We start from the raw sequence: 14,758 nt of genomic DNA on the forward strand, positions 1-14,758 counted from the left end.
TCCGGACCAGATTTTCTCCCGTATTTAATTCAGGAATATTTTTTTCGCGAACAAACGCCTCACACGGGCGTTCAATCCAAAGTGATTTGGAAATTCCTGATGTCACCGCTACCTCTCCTGCGCTACGGCGTTCCGGGCGTGCCTGTTGTAACCTGTTTGGATAGTGAAGAAACCTTCGATGCACATTTCCAGCCAAATTCCGGGCCCTGCCCGACCTGCTGTTGAGGTAACCCGCCCCGCAGCCCGCTACAAGGCCCGTCGTTTTCTCATGCTCGCGCTGACCACGGCGACCATCGCCGCACTGTCCGCGCTGATGCTCCGGATTCTCGGCACAAACGGCTGGGACTGGCCTGAATATGGCATCTTTGCCTGCTTCTTCCTCACCCTCCCATGGCTTGCCCTCGGGTTCTGGAACTCGGTGATCGGGTTCCTGATTTCCCAACTGACCCGCAATCCGGCGGTCTATGTCAATCCGGCCTGGGCCGATGCCGACAGCAATGCCCCGATTGCCGGGCGCACGGCCATCGCACTCGCCATCCGTAACGAGCAGGTTGATGCCGCCCTCGACCGGCTGGAGCAGATCAAGCGCAGCGTCGATGCCACCGGCTATGGTCATATGTTCTGGTTCCATGTGCTCAGCGACACCTCGAACCCGGATGTTGCACGGGAAGAAGAACGCCTGATCGATCTCTGGCGTCAGCGCGACATAACCCCGGACCGCATTCATTATCGCCGCCGCACCGACAATACCGGCTTCAAGGCAGGCAATATTGCCGAGTTCTGCGACAGTTATGGCGATGCCTATGACTTCTTCATTCCGCTGGATGCGGACAGCCTGATGTCCGGCCCGGCGATCCTGCGCCTGATCCGCTGCCTGCAGGCACATCCGGAAATCGGATTGTTGCAGGGGCTGGTTGTCGGGCGCCCGTCAGACAGTTTCTTTACCCGTGTTTTCCAGTTCGGCATGCGCCACGGCATGCGCTCCTATACCGCCGGCAGCGCCTGGTGGCAGGGCGACTGTGGCCCGTTCTGGGGTCATAACGCCGCCATCCGGATGCAGGCTTTCCGCGATCATTGCCAGCTTCCCGTTCTACCGGGGAAAGCCCCCCTCGGCGGACATATACTGAGCCACGATCAGGTTGAAGCCGTCCTGATGCGGCGTGCCGGCTACGAATGCCGGGTTGTTGCCGAAGAAGACGAAAGCTTCGAAGAAAACCCGCCCTCGCTGCAGGATTTCATCAAACGCGACCTGCGCTGGTGTCAGGGTAACATGCAGTATCTCAAGCTGCTCGACATGCCGGGTATCAAACCGGTCAGCCGTCTTCAGCTGGCGCTGGCAATCCTGATGTATGTGGGTGCTCCCGGCTGGATGGCGCTGATCATCTTCGGTGCCGCACAGGTCTTCATGCCCGGCGGGACCGAACCGTTCCCGGCCACCCTTGGCCTGACCCTGTTTGCCACTGTCATGACCATGACCTTCATGCCAAAGATCATGGGTGTGCTTGATACCCTGCTGTCCCCGGCGAAACGCCGCACTTATGGCGGTGCCGGTGCCCTGCTGTGGGGAACCTTTGTCGAGCTGATCTTCTCGGCCCTGATGGCCCCGCTGATCGGCTTTGCCGTGGCCCGGTTCATGATTGGTCTGGCTTTCGGCAAGCGCGTCGCCTGGGAAGCTCAGGTCCGTGTCGGCGGCGGGCTGGCCTGGTCCGACGCCCTTCGTGGTCTCTGGCCGCAAACCCTTGCAGGGATCGCCATCCTGTCCGTGTTCTGGTGGAAGATGCCGTCTGTTCTTCCCTGGGCCGCGCCGATCTTCGTCGCCTTCCTCTGCGCCATCCCCTTTGCCGTCGTCACGGCCCTGCCGTCACTCGGCCGGGCCTCACAACGCGCCGGACTTTGCCGTATCCCTGAAGAATCCGTCGTTCCGGCAGCACCGCTGTCTCCGGTTGTCGACACCCGCCTGTCGATGATCAAACAGGAAAGCTGACACAGATGAGCCAGTCGAAGGTAACAGCAATCGGTATACCTCCCCGCAAGCGGGATGTACGTCTCGATTTTTTCCGGGGCATTGCCATGCTGATTATCTTCATGGCCCATTTACCCGAAAACCGCTGGCAGAACTTCATACCCGCCAATTTCGGTCCATCCGATGCGACGGAAATGTTCGTCTTCTGCTCAGGCTTTGCCTCTGCCCTGGCCTTTGGCTCGCTTTACAAAACCCATGGTTTCCTGATGGGCACATCGCGGATCGGACTGCGCTGCTTTCAGGTCTACTGGGCGCATCTGGCCATGTTCATCACCATCGCAACGGTTGTCATCATCGGCACCAACGTGATGGCCGGGCTGGTTGCCGACCCGAAGAATTATATCATCGCCCTCAACCTGATGCCGTTCATGGACGATCCGGTCAACGGCCTGGTCGGACTGATGACACTGACCTATGTCCCGAATTACTTCGATATTCTGCCCATGTATCTGGTCCTGCTGGCCATGATACCGGTGGTCATGCTGCTCAGCCGGGTCCACAACCTGCTGCCAATTGCCGCCATTGCCCTGCTCTGGCTGGCCAATCAGATATTTGACCCGCAGCTTCCCGCGGAATGGTGGTCCGACCGGACATGGTTCTTTGATCCCTTTGCCTGGGCGCTGATCTTCTTTACCGGATTCAGCATCTCCATCGGCTGGCTGAAAACTCCGCAAGCAAACCGCATTCTGTTCTGGACCGCCGTCATTTTCGTGACACTGCTGATCCCGGTCAGTCACTGGCAGACCGCACAGAACTATGAATGGATGCGGGAATTCCGGGTCATCTTCTGGTCCGGCTTCGACAAGACAGAGTTCGGCTATCTCCGCTACCTGCATTTCCTCGCACTGGCCTATATCTGCGTCACCCTGCTGAAGGGGCGCGAGGATATGCTGCACCACCCCGCCCTGAAGCCGGTCATCAAGGTCGGTCAGCAGGCGCTGGCGACCTTCATCAGTTCGATGATTCTGGCGCAGATCGGTGGCATGGTGCTGGATTATCTCGGCCGCTCACCGCTGACCTATGCCTTCGTCAATCTCAGCGGTTTTGCCCTGCTGATCGGCATCGCCTACATGATGGCCTTCTTCAAGAAGCAGCCCTGGCGCAAACCGGCCCCCCCGGGCACCGAGACCGCAAAGGCCGCCCCGCCCGCCACCAGTTATCCCCTTCAGGGCGACCGCCGCGCCTCTGCCTGAATAGCAGACCTTCAGCTATTCACTGGCCGCCGTCATGGCGGCTTCCCACAGGCGGTCGATCAGCTTGAACTTCGGGCTGTCCTGTCGTGACAGGATGCCCATGACACGGTCACGGGGCGGATTGCCGACCGGCAGGAAACGCAGGCCTGCTGTCGACTCGTCCGGCAGGCAGGGCAGCGGGATGATCGCTACGCCGAGGTCATGGGCAACCATCCGGGAAACCGATTCCAGCGTGTCCAGTTCCATCGCATCACGGATATCCAATTTCAGTTCCTGCAACAGATCGTCAGCCAGTTCGCTGACCCAGGCCTGTCGTGACATCCGGATATAGGGCCGGTCACGCAGCAGGCTGACCACGTCATCCCCGGCCACGTCACGGGCACAGATCAGCATCATTGTCTCGCGGGCGATCGGTTGCCATTTCAGATGGCTTCGCAACCGGTCCGGTTCACTCATGATCGCCGCATCAAGGTCACCCCGGTCGATCTGCAGCAACAGTTCGTGCGACTGGTCCGGCACCACCTTGATATGGACTGCCGGATAGACCTGCATCAGTTCCTTGATCGAACGCGGCACCAGATTGGAGATCGACGACGAGACGGCCCCGATGGTCAGGTCACCGACCAGTTCTCCGCCCGGTCGCAGGGAGCCGATCATCTCGTCATAGGCATGCAGGATATCGCGGGCTTTCGGAATGATCGACAGGCCCTGACGGGTCAGTTGCGGGGTGCGTCTGCTGCGGTCAAACAGCTCTGCCTGCACCAGATCCTCAAGCGTGCGCATTTGCTGGCTGACCGCCGCCGGAGACACACAAACCTGATCCGCCGCAGCCTGAAAGCTGCCGCGTTCGGCAATCGCGACGAGAGTCCGCAACAGGGTAATCGACATTCCGGCAATCCTTCAGCTTCGCTTAAGTTGAATCGCGTGAAGGGCCTGTTTGTCAACGACAGCTGAACTTTATCGCCGGTCCGGATAAAACAGATATGGCCCGTCGAAGGGACCGACAGGCACATATTCCGACGTGAATCCGGCGAAACCGGAGCGGTCATCAAAGCTGTGCATCAGAAACGCCCCCGGTTCCATCCGGAAGGCTGAAGCCCCGTCCTCACGATGATCAAGGGCGACCGCATGCGAGGTGCCGGGGGCGATGACTGCCGGACCAGCCGGGGTCTGACTGGTGATGAAACGATGCACATGGCCGCAGATCATCTGATGCGGCCCCTGATGCCCGCCCAGAATTTCAAACAGCCGGGACGGATCACGTAAACGCTGGCGGTCCATATGACCGACACCGGAATCGAATGGCGGGTGATGAAACGCGACCATGACCGGCCGGGAACCCAGATTGCTGATCTGGCTGGCAAGCCAGTCTGTTGTGGTTGTCGTCAGTTCGCCATGCGATGCACCGGGAACCGAGCTGTCGATGCAAAGCAGGGTCAGATCATCAATCGACAGGCTGTAATTGATTTCGTCAGACCCGCCCTGCAGATAGCCATGATCCGGGAAGACCTGCCGCATGTTATCGCGCCGGTCATGATTGCCCGGCAACAGGTAATAGGGCACGACGAGACGGTCGAGCATGCCGCGAAGCCGTTCATATTGCGCAACGCGGCCATGATCGGTCAGATCACCGGTCACCACGACCGCATCAACCGGGCCGACATCCTCCATCAGACTGTTCGCATAGCTGACAGCACGGTCGAGATAGGCGGATGTGTCAACGACATCATAAGCCAGACTGTTCTCTTCAACGATGTGACAATCGGAGAACTGGAAGATCCTCACCGGTTTCATGCGGCGGCTCCCGCGGCATCACTGTCCAGCATCATGATCGCTTCAGACGGCACCTCGACGCCAACCGCATCACCAATGGCCGGTGGATTCGGGTCGGCAGACAGAACAGACAGCGGCCCGCTGGTCACATCATCGATGGTCAGCCTGTAATGGGTACCAAGGAACAGGCGACCAGACACACGCCCGACCAGACCGGCCCCTTCGGGCGGGGTGATCTTGAGGGCTTCCGGCCGGACATAAACCGACTGGTTCGCCGCCAGTGCCTTCGGCAGGTCGAGCCTGCCGCCCGGCAGTTCAATGGCTGACCCGCTGGCCCGCCCCGGCAGATGATTCGCACCGCCAACAAAGGTCGCAATAAAGCCGTTCGCCGGCTGATGATAGATCGCTTCCGACCGGTCGATCTGCTGAATGACGCCATCCCGCATCACCGCAACCCGGTCGGCAATGGCCATGGCTTCGGACTGATCGTGGGTCACAAAAACCGCTGTAATGGATAACTGCCGCAACAGCCGCGCCAGTTCATCACGCAGTTGTTCACGCAGGGCGGCATCCAGTGCAGAAAGCGGCTCGTCCAGCAGCAGCACGCGGGGCCGGGGTGCCACCGCACGTGCCAGCGCAACACGCTGACGCTGACCACCGGACAGGGCATCAACCGGGCGTCCGGCAAAGGCTTCCAGCTGACAGAGTGCCAGCACCTCATCGACCCGGTCGTCGATCTGTTTACGGGGCAGTCCCGCAACTTTCAGGCCGTAGCCGATATTGGCCCGCACATCCATGTTGGGAAACAGGGCGTAGGACTGAAAGACCATGCCGACCGCACGTTTCTCGATCGGCAGCGACGTCACGTCATCATCGTCAAACAGCACCCGTCCCTGCCGGTCCGGATCTTCCAGCCCGGCAATGATGCGCAGCATTGTGGTCTTGCCGCAGCCGCTCGGCCCCAGCAGCGCCATGATCTCACCGGGGATGACCTCCAGGTCGGTGGGCTTGAGCGCCTGCACACCTCCCGGATAGGTTTTGGCGCAATGATTGAGGCGGATACGTGTTCCGTCGGATGTATTGGACATCAGCGTTTTCCAACATTCTGTAACCGTGACGACGCCCATTGCAGGGCGACAAGCAGCGGCACGATCATGACAAAAAAGACAAGGGTATAGGCCGAGGCAATCTCCAGCCGCATGGAGGCATAGCTGTCTGCCAGACCGACCGGCAGGGTCTTGGTCAGTGGTGTATGCAGCATCCAGGTCAGGTTGAATTCGCCAATCGACAGGGTAACCACAGTCAGCGAACCGGCGAGGATGCCCGGCATGGCATTCGGGACGGCGATGTCGATGAACCGCCGCCAGGAGGATGCGCCAAGCGATGCCGCACCTTCCTCCAGCGTTTTCAGGTCAATGGCGGCAAAGATCGCCATGACCGAGCGGATCATGAAAGGCAGGGTATAGAGCACATGCCCGACCAGAATGAACCACCAGGAAATCCGGAATCCCTTCCAGGAGCCATAGAGTTGCAGCAATGCCAGGGCCAGCGCCAGTCCGGGAACCGCCAGTGGCAACGACACAAATTCCTCAATGACACGGGACAGCCTGCCACCCAGCCGGTTCAGGGCATAGGCTGCGGGCACACCGATCACCAGCGTGAAGACAAGGCAGACACCGGCAATCAGCATGGACCGCCAGATACTGTCGGAATACAGACGCAGGACCTCTTCGATCCAGCGCAGGGTGACACCGCTGGAGATACCGCGGAAATAGTTTTCCGTGACACCGGCCATGACCGACATGATCGCCGGAACCAGCAGGAACAGACAGGCGGCAAGTGTGACCGCAAGCTGCATCGATTTTACGGGGCTGATACGGGGCATGACCTGTCCTAACCTGAAGCGGCGACAGTGCCGCCGGTGAAAGAACGCCCGGCCAGCAGCAACACCCAGGTCACCAGACCCAGAACGCAGGACAGCGCACAGGCCATGGCGATATTCGCTGACAGGGTAAATTCGGTATAGATCACCATCGGCAGCACATCGATATCCGTTGCCAGTGTAAAGGCCGTGCCGAATGCGCCCATCGCAGTGGCAAAGGCAATCGCCCCGGCGGCCACAAGGGCCGGTGCCAGGCCCGGCAGAATGACATCAAGAAGCACCCGGAACGGGCCTGCCCCCAGCGACCGCGCCGCCTCTTCAAGCTGGGGGTCCAGCTTTTCGGCAGCGGCCATGACGGTCAGCAACACCCGGGGAATGGAGAAATACAGATAGCCCAGGAACAGCCCGGCAATCGAATAGGCAAAGACCACACGGGTATCGAACAGGCCCTTGGCAAGGTCATTGACCAGTCCCTGTCGCCCGCCCAGCAGAATGATCAGGAAGCCGATAACCACACCGGGGAAAGCCAGTGGGAATGTCAGGGTCGCAATCAGGAAATTGCGGCCGCGAAAACGGTTGCGGGTCAGGAACAGACCAGCCGTGGTTGAGATGGCGATAGCCGCCAGCGTCACCCCGGCAGACACCACAACCGTATCGAAAAGACTGCGCATATACCGCTCATTGGCGAGTATATCCGCATAGATGGCAAACCCGGCGCTGGTGCTCACCGACGCCTGAAACAGGCGCACAAGCGGCAACGCAAGAAAGGCCATCGAGAAGATGACCAGCGGCAGGATGCACAGAACCGGAAAAAGTCGTTTCATGTCAGGAGGTAATCCGACCGAAGGGAATGACGCCGCGGCAGCAGCGCCATCCCCCCTCGGAGGTCAGATTATTTCACTTCTTTCAGATAACGCTCACCGAACGCCTTCTGAACTTTTTCCATCTTCGCGTAATCCACCGGTGTGGCGCGTTCATAATCGCTGTCCGGCAGGAACTTCGCCGCAACTTCCGGCGGCAGTTTCACCGGACGGGCCGGCTTCAGATAGGCATTCGTCCAGATTGCCTGACCTTCGTCAGACAGGATGTAATCCAGCACTTTCTTGCCGAGATCCGGGTTCGGGCCATTGGCAACCAGGCTCATGACATAGGGAACCACGACCGAACCTTCGCAGGGCAGGACGAATTCAAAATTTCCGCCTTCGGTATATTTGCCGCGATAGGCATTGAAGTCATAATCGAACAGGATCGGAATTTCACCGGAAACAACACGGGCATAGGAAGTCTGTTTCGGAACGATCGGATCGTTCTCGGCCAGTTCCTGGAAGAACTTCACACCCGGATCGAAATTGTCCAGCGTCCCGCCAAAGGCGCGGTTGACGGCAACAGCACCGGCATAGCCGACAAAGGCGCTCGACGGGTCAAGATAACCGACCATGCCTCTGTATTCCGGCTTCTTCAGGTCTGCCCAGCAGGCCGGAACCGGGGCACCGCCAAGCGCGTCCTTGTTCACGAACAGGCCGAGGGTACCGTAATGGATGGTGAACCATTTGCCGTCCGGATCTTTCAGACCATCAGCAATATCTTCAAAACCCTTCGGCTTGTAGGCGGTTGCAACGCCCTCATTACCGGCCTTGATCCCGAAGGTGACGCCATAATAGGCAACATCAGCAACCGGGGAGTCCTTTTCAGCCAGCAGCTGGCTGAGGGTCTGGCCTGAGTTCTTGTTGTCATGCGGCATCTTGATGCCGAGCTTGGTATCGATAGCCTTCAGCATGGAGGCCCAGTCTGCCCACTGCGGCGGGCAGTTGTAGCAGATGGCGTCTTCAGCGTTCGCTGCACTATAGGTAAATGCCGTGGAGGCAAGGGTTGCCGCAACCGCGGCGCTCAGTAAAACTCTCATGGATCTACTCACTTCTTCTGTTGGTTATCAGGTGGAGTTGAGAAGTCGACCGGCGGGGGAGTGACCGCTCTCCCGTCGGAGTCCCCGTAGCCCGGGGCGCAAGACTGCCTCCGGGACGGAAGGTAAAGGAAAGCGCCCGGGAGTCGCCGGGTGCCCTGCCATTTGTTTCAAGCGCGGTGATCATCATCTCTGCGGCCTGGCGACCCATCTCGCGGCCCGGCGTGACAATGGTCGCCAGACTGGGGTCAACCAGATCACCGATAGAGATACCGTCAAAGCCGATGACGCTGATATCGTCCGGCACATTCTTGCCCAGCGCCCGCAGCCCCCGGATACAGGCCAGCGCCAGCATATCATTGGAGGCGAACAGGGCCGTTGTCTGCGGCTCACGGGCCAGCAGACCGGCCAGCGCCAGTTCCAGATTTTTCGGTTCGTAATCAACTTCCAGCAATTGCGGTTCCGCGCATCCGGCGCGTGTCATCGCCTGACAGAGACCGGCATAGCGCTGGCGCGACCGGTCAGAGGTTGCGAACCGGACCGCAACAAACGCCACATTCCGATGGCCGTGCGTCACCAGAACGTCGCCGACAATATCGGCCGCAGCCGTATTATCGACGCCCACTTCCGGGTGACCGTCACCGGCGTTCTGATTGAAAATCAGGCAATAGGGAAGCTCCAGCCCGCGCAGAGAGGCCAGTGTTTCACTGGTCGCCGGGTCACTGACCGTCAGGATGACCGCATCAACCTGCTTGCCCAGCAAGGTTGAGAGGCACTGTTCCTCCCGCGCCGGGTCATAATTCGCGCAGTTCAGCAGCATCTGGTAACCGCTGTCATCTGCCGTGGCCTGAATGCCTTCGATGGCATCTGCAAAAACCGGGTTGGCCAGCGTCGGGACGATCACACCGATGGTGCGTGTGCGCTGACTCTGCAGGGAACGACCAAGCTCGTTGAACTGGAAACCCAGATCACCGGCAGCGGCGATGACCCGTTCACGGCTGGCCGCACTGGCCGGGCCGGATTTGTTCAGCACGCGACTGACCGTCGCAATACTGCACCCCGCCCGCACGGCAACATCCTTGATGGTCACCTTGGTGTTCATATCCGCCCTGTTTTCATCTTCTTTTGCGAAAACCATACTGGAAACGTTTACACTCAACCAGAAAATTATAACAGATATGTGACAGACAGAACTTTATTTCCGTCCCTGCCTGTAGCGCTCGACCTTTTGACATGGCCGAACATCTCTCTACTGTCCTGATATGACCCGGAGATGACATGACTGATATCAATGCTGTGCTTTTCGCCAATGAGGCTTTCTATGCAGCCTTTGCCAGCCGTGACATAGCGGCGATGGAGGCAGTCTGGGCAGCAGACAATCCCGTTGCCATCATCCATCCCGGCTGGAATCCGATCTTTGGCCGTGAGGCCGTACTTCAGACCTGGCGGGATATCCTGGGAAATGCCAGTGCCCCCCGGATCACCTGCCTGTCGCCCCGTGTGGTCCCGCAGGGAACAACCGCTGCTGCCGTCCTCTGCTACGAGGAGATCGATGGCAATTACCTCATAGCAACGAACCTGTTTGTCCGCGAAGGCGCCATCTGGCGCATGACCCACCATCAGGCAGGCCCCGCCCAGAAACCACCCCAGACAGATCCCGGTGCCAACCGGCCCGAGCGGGTCAACTAACGCGGCTCAAACACCGCAGATATCGCTCCCGGAATTCACTCCCCTGTCATACCGGCGCAGGCCGGTATGACAGGGGGAAGTTGTTCCGTCAGCCGGCGACGACGACACGTTCACCATTCTGTTTGGCCGATGCAATGATGGCTTCCAGAACGGCGGCGTTATGGACGGCATCTTCGACCGGCAGCGGATAGGCTGCACCGCCGGAGGCGGCAGCGGCGAAGGCTTCGAGTTCGGCACGTTCGATATCCGTTGCATCGAAATCGCGCTGCTTGCGGCCGACACCGTCGATCAGGCTTTCCATCTTCGTATGATGGCTGAGTTGAACCCAGCCCTTCACACCCATGAACTGGATACGCCAGAGCGGCTGGGTTGCGGCCAGTGTGGTCAGGGTACCAAGACGGCCATTTCTGAATTCCAGCATGATGACCGAGGTGTCATCCATGTTGACCTCAACGACCTGACGTTTGCTGACCGTGCGGACAGCTTCGATATGGCCATACATCATCACCATACTGTCGATCATATGGACACCCATGCCGGTCATGCCGCCAACCGGGCTTTCCTCGGCACCATTGGCACGCCACATATCGGCCTTGTAGCGCAGCGCGCCATTGCCGGAAAAGTTGGCTTCAACCTGAAGCATCTGACCCAGCGTATCGCTATCGATCATCTGCCTGATTTCCTGCATCGCCGGCAGAAAACGCCGGTTGTGACCAAGAGCGCAGACCACACCGGCCTTTGCACAGGCTTCAGCCGCCCGGACCGCGTCGGCACGGTTCAGAGTGAACGGTTTCTCGACAAAGATCTGCTTGCCCGCTGCGGCAGCAGCGACGATCTGATCGGCATGCTGGCTGTGCGGGGTGGCCAGAATCACGGCATCAATGCTGCTGTCTTCCAGCGCATCCTCATAACGGTCACTCAGCGTAATGCCGAGACCCTTGCAGTAATCCTCAACCTTGGAGGGGGTGCGGGTGACAGCGCGGGTCACCTTGATGGCGTCGCCTTTCGGTCCGTCAGCGGTCTGTACTGAATCGACGAGTTTCTGTCCCCATCGGCCAAGGCCGACGATGGCTGCATTGATCATATGTCTTCATCCTGTGTTTGTGACCGAAAGGTCAGTCGATGGTGACGCCGGATATCAGTCCAGCTGTCTGTCTGCTTCCGATGATACTGCCGCAAGGGGGATGGCGTCCATCACCTCGCCGCCAAAATCCTGAGCACGGATGATTTTCAGCGCCCGCGTCATCGGCGGAAACTTCTCCGGATTGGTCGGTCCGAACAGGGAGATCAGAGGAGTCCCGGCAGCAGCAATCATATGACCGATGCCGGAATCGTTGCTGACGGTCAGGGCCAGCCGTTTTGCCAGGGCAATGCTCAGCAGGGGATCCCCGCGCAGATTGTCCGGAATATCCGGGTCCTGCAGAGGATATAATGCGGTCGGCACACCCTGCTGTACCTGTTCGATCCAGTCACTTTCCTGCGGCCCCAGAATAAAGACGGGCTGACGCCCCCGCTCTGCCTGAATTTTTGCCAGTTCGACGAAGCGGTCGAGCGGCCAGCATTTTGGCCGCCCCCCTGCGCCCGGTGCCAGACCGACATAAGTCCCGCCACCTTCCGGCAGCAGGCGCCGGGCTTCTGCCTCACAGGCATCCGGCAGGGCAAGGTCCAGACTGGCTGGCGGCTCATACCGGGATCCGCTGGCAAATTCGAGCAGGTCCATCAGCTGATGCATCATCGGCTTCGGAAAACGATATCCCTTCGGCGGCTTTACCGACGACAACAGAAACCGGGCCGAGGGTGAAATGAACTGACGATGCGGAATCCGCCACAGCATCAGGGTTGGCAGCAAAACCCGCTGGGTATCGATAATCATGTCGAAGCCACGGCCACCGAGCGGCCGGCGTAACAACTCTGCCGGGGACAGGCCGATCCCGGCCCGCTCGATCACCTCGTCGATCAGCCCTTTCGCCAGCGGCGCAAAGACCGTCGCAAACAGGCTGGTATCCTTGCCCGCCACCCAGGTGATATGTGCATCCGGAAAGGCCGTCCGCAGTCCCCGGACAAAAGCCAGTTTCAGCAGGCTGTCGCCCAGACGGTCCAGCCCGACATAGACCATGATGGTTTTCGGGGCTGTTTCATTCATGTTTTCATCCATCGGCATGAAGGGCAGTTAACGTCGGAGACCCGGCTCAAGGCAAATGCTATTGTGCTTCTGCATCGCAACAATTATTGTGCGCCGCACAAATGAAGATACCGAAGCAGGCTGGAACCGCATTATGATTCTCAAGAATATCCCTATCGGCGCAAACCCTCCGTTTGACGTAAATATCATCGTCGAAATTCCCATCGGCGGAAATCCCGTGAAATATGAAGTCGATAAGGACTCAGGCGCGATGTATGTCGACCGTTTCCTGCATACCGCCATGTTCTATCCGGCCAATTACGGCTTTATCCCGCACACCCTGTCGGAAGACGGCGACCCGGTTGACGGACTGGTGCTTGGCCCCCTGCCGGTCATTCCCGGTGCCGTGCTGCGTTCACGCCCGATTGGTGTGCTGTATATGGAAGATGAAGCCGGACCGGACGAGAAAGTCCTGCTGGTCCCGCATGACAAGCTGCATCCCTATCATGCTGACGTGACCTCCTACCGCCAGGTCCGCTCGACCCAGCTCGAACAGATCGCGCATTTCTTTGAGCATTACAAAGATCTGGAGCGGGACAAATGGGTCAAGGTTTCCCGCTGGGGTGAAGCCGAAGAAGCCCAGGACGTGATCCGCAAGGCAATTGAACGCGCCGGACAGAAAGACGACTGATCCCGGCCCCGCGACCGTTTACCTGAAAGACTGTCATCCCGGGCCAGAACCGGGATGACAGTCTTGAAGATGTTCCCACCCCTGCCTTAAAGGCCGAAGCGGCTCCAGAGCGCACGTTCTTCCAGCGTCGCCAGCACATTCCCGGCAAGATCGCTGTTCAGGCCGGCGCTACCGCCAAAAAGCCGGCGCAGACCGCCACGCGGTTCATTGACCACCTGAAAGCGAACCTTTTTGCCAAACTTTTCGCGCATGACCGTCCGGAGGTCGCCGAGGCCGTCAATCAGGCCCAGTTCAACCGCCTGACGGCCCGTCCAGACATCACCGCTGAACAGATCTTTCGCTTCACCCTTCAGACGATCACCACGGCTTTCCTGCACCAGTTCCTGAAACAGGCCATGCAGGTCCGCCTGAATTTCTTTCAGCTTCTTCACATCTGCCGGACGTTCCTTCTGGAACGGGTCCAGCATTGCCTTGCGGGTACCTGCAGTGTGCATCCGGCGCTCGATACCCAGTTTGGCGATGGCTTCCTCAAAACCGAAACCGGCAGAAACGACGCCGATTGAGCCGACAATGGAACCCGCATCGGCGTAAAATTCGTCTGCCGCCATGGCCAGCCAGTAGCCGCCGGACGCGGCGACATCTTCTGCGAAGGCATAAACAGGGATATTCTTTTCATCTGCCAGCTGCCGGATACGTCGCTGTATCAGCGAAGACTGTACCGGCGAGCCACCGGGCGAATTGATCTGCAACGCCACAGCCGCCGTTTTCTCAGACGCAAAAGCCTTCCCGATTGCCTCAGACAGACTGTCGAGAGTCAGTCCTTTGCGCATGGCGCCGGCCTGTCCGATCACCCCGGCAAGCCGGATCACCATGACACGCGGACGGCGACGTTTCAGGAACGCCGGCAAAGGCAGTTTCGACAGAAGATTTTTCATGATTATCCTTTGTTGATTTTACGAACCGGCGCCCCGTCAGAGGCAGCCGCAGGTTGTTCCTTCAATGTCCCGGCCTTGTCATCAGCGAGGCTTATGTCCTGTTCAGCAGCAGGTGTTTTGACCGGGACCGGCACTTCCGCAACCGGCTGTGCCTCATCCTCTGTCAGCTGTCTGCTTTGTGCTTCATTTTCCAGTACAGCCAGCCTTGCCGTCAGTTCGCTGATCTGTTCGCGCAACTGAGCCACATCCTTGTCCGTTTCGCTGAAAGCACCTTCGACCAGTTCACGCAATTCACCCAGACCGCGCTGATTCTCTTCCCGCAGATTCTCGCGAATCCATCTCGACCGATCAACAATTCGGGTTTCCACATCCTGTTTCACGACCCGGAGACGTTCATCAACCTCACGTTTAATCTCTACCTTCAACTGATAGAGATCTGTCGCAACTGATGCGAGATAGTAAATGAAGTATCCTGCCAGCAAGACCGCAGCAATTGATGCCACCGCCATAATCAAATCCGTCTGAGACATCCCCTGACCTGCCATCCTGT

The 14,758-nt window shown here is 58.9% G+C and carries 15 protein-coding genes; 4 read left to right on the top strand and 11 right to left on the bottom strand.

Features of this window, described 5'->3' with window-relative positions:
- Positions 1-178 precede the first annotated feature (178 nt).
- Together mdoH and GH722_03540 are read left to right on the top strand one after the other, a co-directional pair.
- Entirely contained in the window at positions 179-1,984 is a 1,806-nt protein-coding gene (gene mdoH, locus GH722_03535; protein MRG70828.1) for a glucans biosynthesis glucosyltransferase MdoH, read from the top strand.
- 5 nt (positions 1,985-1,989) lie between these two features.
- Positions 1,990-3,216 carry an OpgC domain-containing protein gene (locus GH722_03540; protein ID MRG70829.1) on the top strand — a complete coding sequence of 409 codons (1,227 nt, stop codon included), beginning with the start codon at positions 1,990-1,992 and terminating at the stop codon, positions 3,214-3,216.
- A 15-nt stretch (positions 3,217-3,231) separates the two neighbouring features.
- Here GH722_03540 and GH722_03545 read toward each other — a convergent pair whose 3' ends face one another.
- From GH722_03545 to GH722_03575, 7 genes are all read right to left on the bottom strand, one after another.
- Entirely contained in the window at positions 3,232-4,104 is an 873-nt protein-coding gene (locus GH722_03545; GenBank protein MRG70830.1) for a LysR family transcriptional regulator, read from the bottom strand.
- 69 nt (positions 4,105-4,173) lie between these two features.
- Positions 4,174-5,010, bottom strand: a complete 837-nt coding sequence (locus GH722_03550; GenBank protein ID MRG70831.1) for a phosphodiesterase — start codon at positions 5,008-5,010, stop codon at positions 4,174-4,176.
- Positions 5,007-6,077, bottom strand: a complete 1,071-nt coding sequence (locus GH722_03555; GenBank protein ID MRG70832.1) for an ATP-binding cassette domain-containing protein — start codon at positions 6,075-6,077, stop codon at positions 5,007-5,009. The genes GH722_03550 and GH722_03555 overlap by 4 nt, the downstream gene beginning before the upstream one ends.
- A complete protein-coding gene (locus GH722_03560; GenBank protein MRG70833.1) occupies positions 6,077-6,874 on the bottom strand; it encodes an ABC transporter permease subunit in 798 nt (265 codons plus the stop codon). Before GH722_03560 ends, GH722_03555 begins: the two co-directional genes overlap by 1 nt.
- 8 nt (positions 6,875-6,882) lie before the next feature.
- Positions 6,883-7,695, bottom strand: a complete 813-nt coding sequence (locus tag GH722_03565; protein MRG70834.1) for an ABC transporter permease subunit — start codon at positions 7,693-7,695, stop codon at positions 6,883-6,885.
- 68 nt (positions 7,696-7,763) lie between these two features.
- Positions 7,764-8,774: an extracellular solute-binding protein gene (locus tag GH722_03570; GenBank protein ID MRG70835.1), complete on the bottom strand. Its 1,011-nt coding sequence runs from the start codon at positions 8,772-8,774 to the stop codon at positions 7,764-7,766.
- 4 nt (positions 8,775-8,778) lie between these two features.
- A complete protein-coding gene (locus tag GH722_03575) occupies positions 8,779-9,909 on the bottom strand; it encodes a substrate-binding domain-containing protein (GenBank protein ID MRG70836.1) in 1,131 nt (376 codons plus the stop codon).
- 140 nt (positions 9,910-10,049) lie between these two features.
- Between GH722_03575 and GH722_03580 the strand changes: the two genes are divergently transcribed.
- A complete protein-coding gene (locus tag GH722_03580) occupies positions 10,050-10,460 on the top strand; it encodes a DUF4440 domain-containing protein (protein MRG70837.1) in 411 nt (136 codons plus the stop codon).
- Between the two features lie 88 nt (positions 10,461-10,548).
- Here GH722_03580 and GH722_03585 read toward each other — a convergent pair whose 3' ends face one another.
- On the bottom strand, positions 10,549-11,544 hold the full coding sequence (locus GH722_03585) for a gfo/Idh/MocA family oxidoreductase (protein MRG70838.1): 996 nt from the start codon (positions 11,542-11,544) through the stop codon (positions 10,549-10,551).
- A gap of 54 nt (positions 11,545-11,598) precedes the next feature.
- Complete coding sequence (locus GH722_03590; protein ID MRG70839.1) at positions 11,599-12,603, bottom strand: lipopolysaccharide heptosyltransferase family protein; 1,005 nt, start codon at positions 12,601-12,603, stop codon at positions 11,599-11,601.
- A gap of 133 nt (positions 12,604-12,736) precedes the next feature.
- On the opposite strand from GH722_03590, the gene GH722_03595 reads away from it, so the two are divergent.
- Positions 12,737-13,273, top strand: coding sequence for an inorganic diphosphatase (locus GH722_03595; protein ID MRG70840.1), 537 nt, complete (start codon positions 12,737-12,739; stop codon positions 13,271-13,273).
- 86 nt (positions 13,274-13,359) lie between these two features.
- On the opposite strand, the gene GH722_03600 is transcribed toward GH722_03595, so the two are convergent.
- Positions 13,360-14,208 (bottom strand): S49 family peptidase, encoded by an 849-nt coding sequence (locus GH722_03600; GenBank protein MRG70841.1) that lies wholly within the window; start codon positions 14,206-14,208, stop codon positions 13,360-13,362.
- 2 nt (positions 14,209-14,210) lie between these two features.
- Positions 14,211-14,717, bottom strand: coding sequence for a hypothetical protein (locus GH722_03605; protein ID MRG70842.1), 507 nt, complete (start codon positions 14,715-14,717; stop codon positions 14,211-14,213).
- Positions 14,718-14,758 lie beyond the last annotated feature (41 nt).

This window comes from Alphaproteobacteria bacterium HT1-32, from assembly GCA_009649675.1.
In the GTDB taxonomy this organism is placed as follows: Bacteria; Pseudomonadota; Alphaproteobacteria; order Rhodospirillales; family HT1-32; genus HT1-32.

What these genes read in the sequence shown, in the direction of transcription:
- GH722_03555 (MRG70832.1), bottom strand. Translation starts at nt 6,077, where the DNA reads ATGTCCAATACATCCGACGGAACACGTATCCGCCTCAATCATTGCGCC.
- GH722_03550 (MRG70831.1), bottom strand. Translation starts at nt 5,010, where the DNA reads ATGAAACCGGTGAGGATCTTCCAGTTCTCCGATTGTCACATCGTTGAA.
- GH722_03595 (MRG70840.1), top strand. Translation starts at nt 12,737, where the DNA reads ATGATTCTCAAGAATATCCCTATCGGCGCAAACCCTCCGTTTGACGTA.
- GH722_03560 (MRG70833.1), bottom strand. Translation starts at nt 6,874, where the DNA reads ATGCCCCGTATCAGCCCCGTAAAATCGATGCAGCTTGCGGTCACACTT.
- GH722_03600 (MRG70841.1), bottom strand. Translation starts at nt 14,208, where the DNA reads ATGAAAAATCTTCTGTCGAAACTGCCTTTGCCGGCGTTCCTGAAACGT.
- mdoH (MRG70828.1), top strand. Translation starts at nt 179, where the DNA reads ATGCACATTTCCAGCCAAATTCCGGGCCCTGCCCGACCTGCTGTTGAG.
- GH722_03570 (MRG70835.1), bottom strand. Translation starts at nt 8,774, where the DNA reads ATGAGAGTTTTACTGAGCGCCGCGGTTGCGGCAACCCTTGCCTCCACG.
- GH722_03540 (MRG70829.1), top strand. Translation starts at nt 1,990, where the DNA reads ATGAGCCAGTCGAAGGTAACAGCAATCGGTATACCTCCCCGCAAGCGG.
- GH722_03575 (MRG70836.1), bottom strand. Translation starts at nt 9,909, where the DNA reads ATGGTTTTCGCAAAAGAAGATGAAAACAGGGCGGATATGAACACCAAG.
- GH722_03585 (MRG70838.1), bottom strand. Translation starts at nt 11,544, where the DNA reads ATGATCAATGCAGCCATCGTCGGCCTTGGCCGATGGGGACAGAAACTC.
- GH722_03590 (MRG70839.1), bottom strand. Translation starts at nt 12,603, where the DNA reads ATGAATGAAACAGCCCCGAAAACCATCATGGTCTATGTCGGGCTGGAC.
- GH722_03545 (MRG70830.1), bottom strand. Translation starts at nt 4,104, where the DNA reads ATGTCGATTACCCTGTTGCGGACTCTCGTCGCGATTGCCGAACGCGGC.
- GH722_03605 (MRG70842.1), bottom strand. Translation starts at nt 14,717, where the DNA reads ATGGCGGTGGCATCAATTGCTGCGGTCTTGCTGGCAGGATACTTCATT.
- GH722_03580 (MRG70837.1), top strand. Translation starts at nt 10,050, where the DNA reads ATGACTGATATCAATGCTGTGCTTTTCGCCAATGAGGCTTTCTATGCA.
- GH722_03565 (MRG70834.1), bottom strand. Translation starts at nt 7,695, where the DNA reads ATGAAACGACTTTTTCCGGTTCTGTGCATCCTGCCGCTGGTCATCTTC.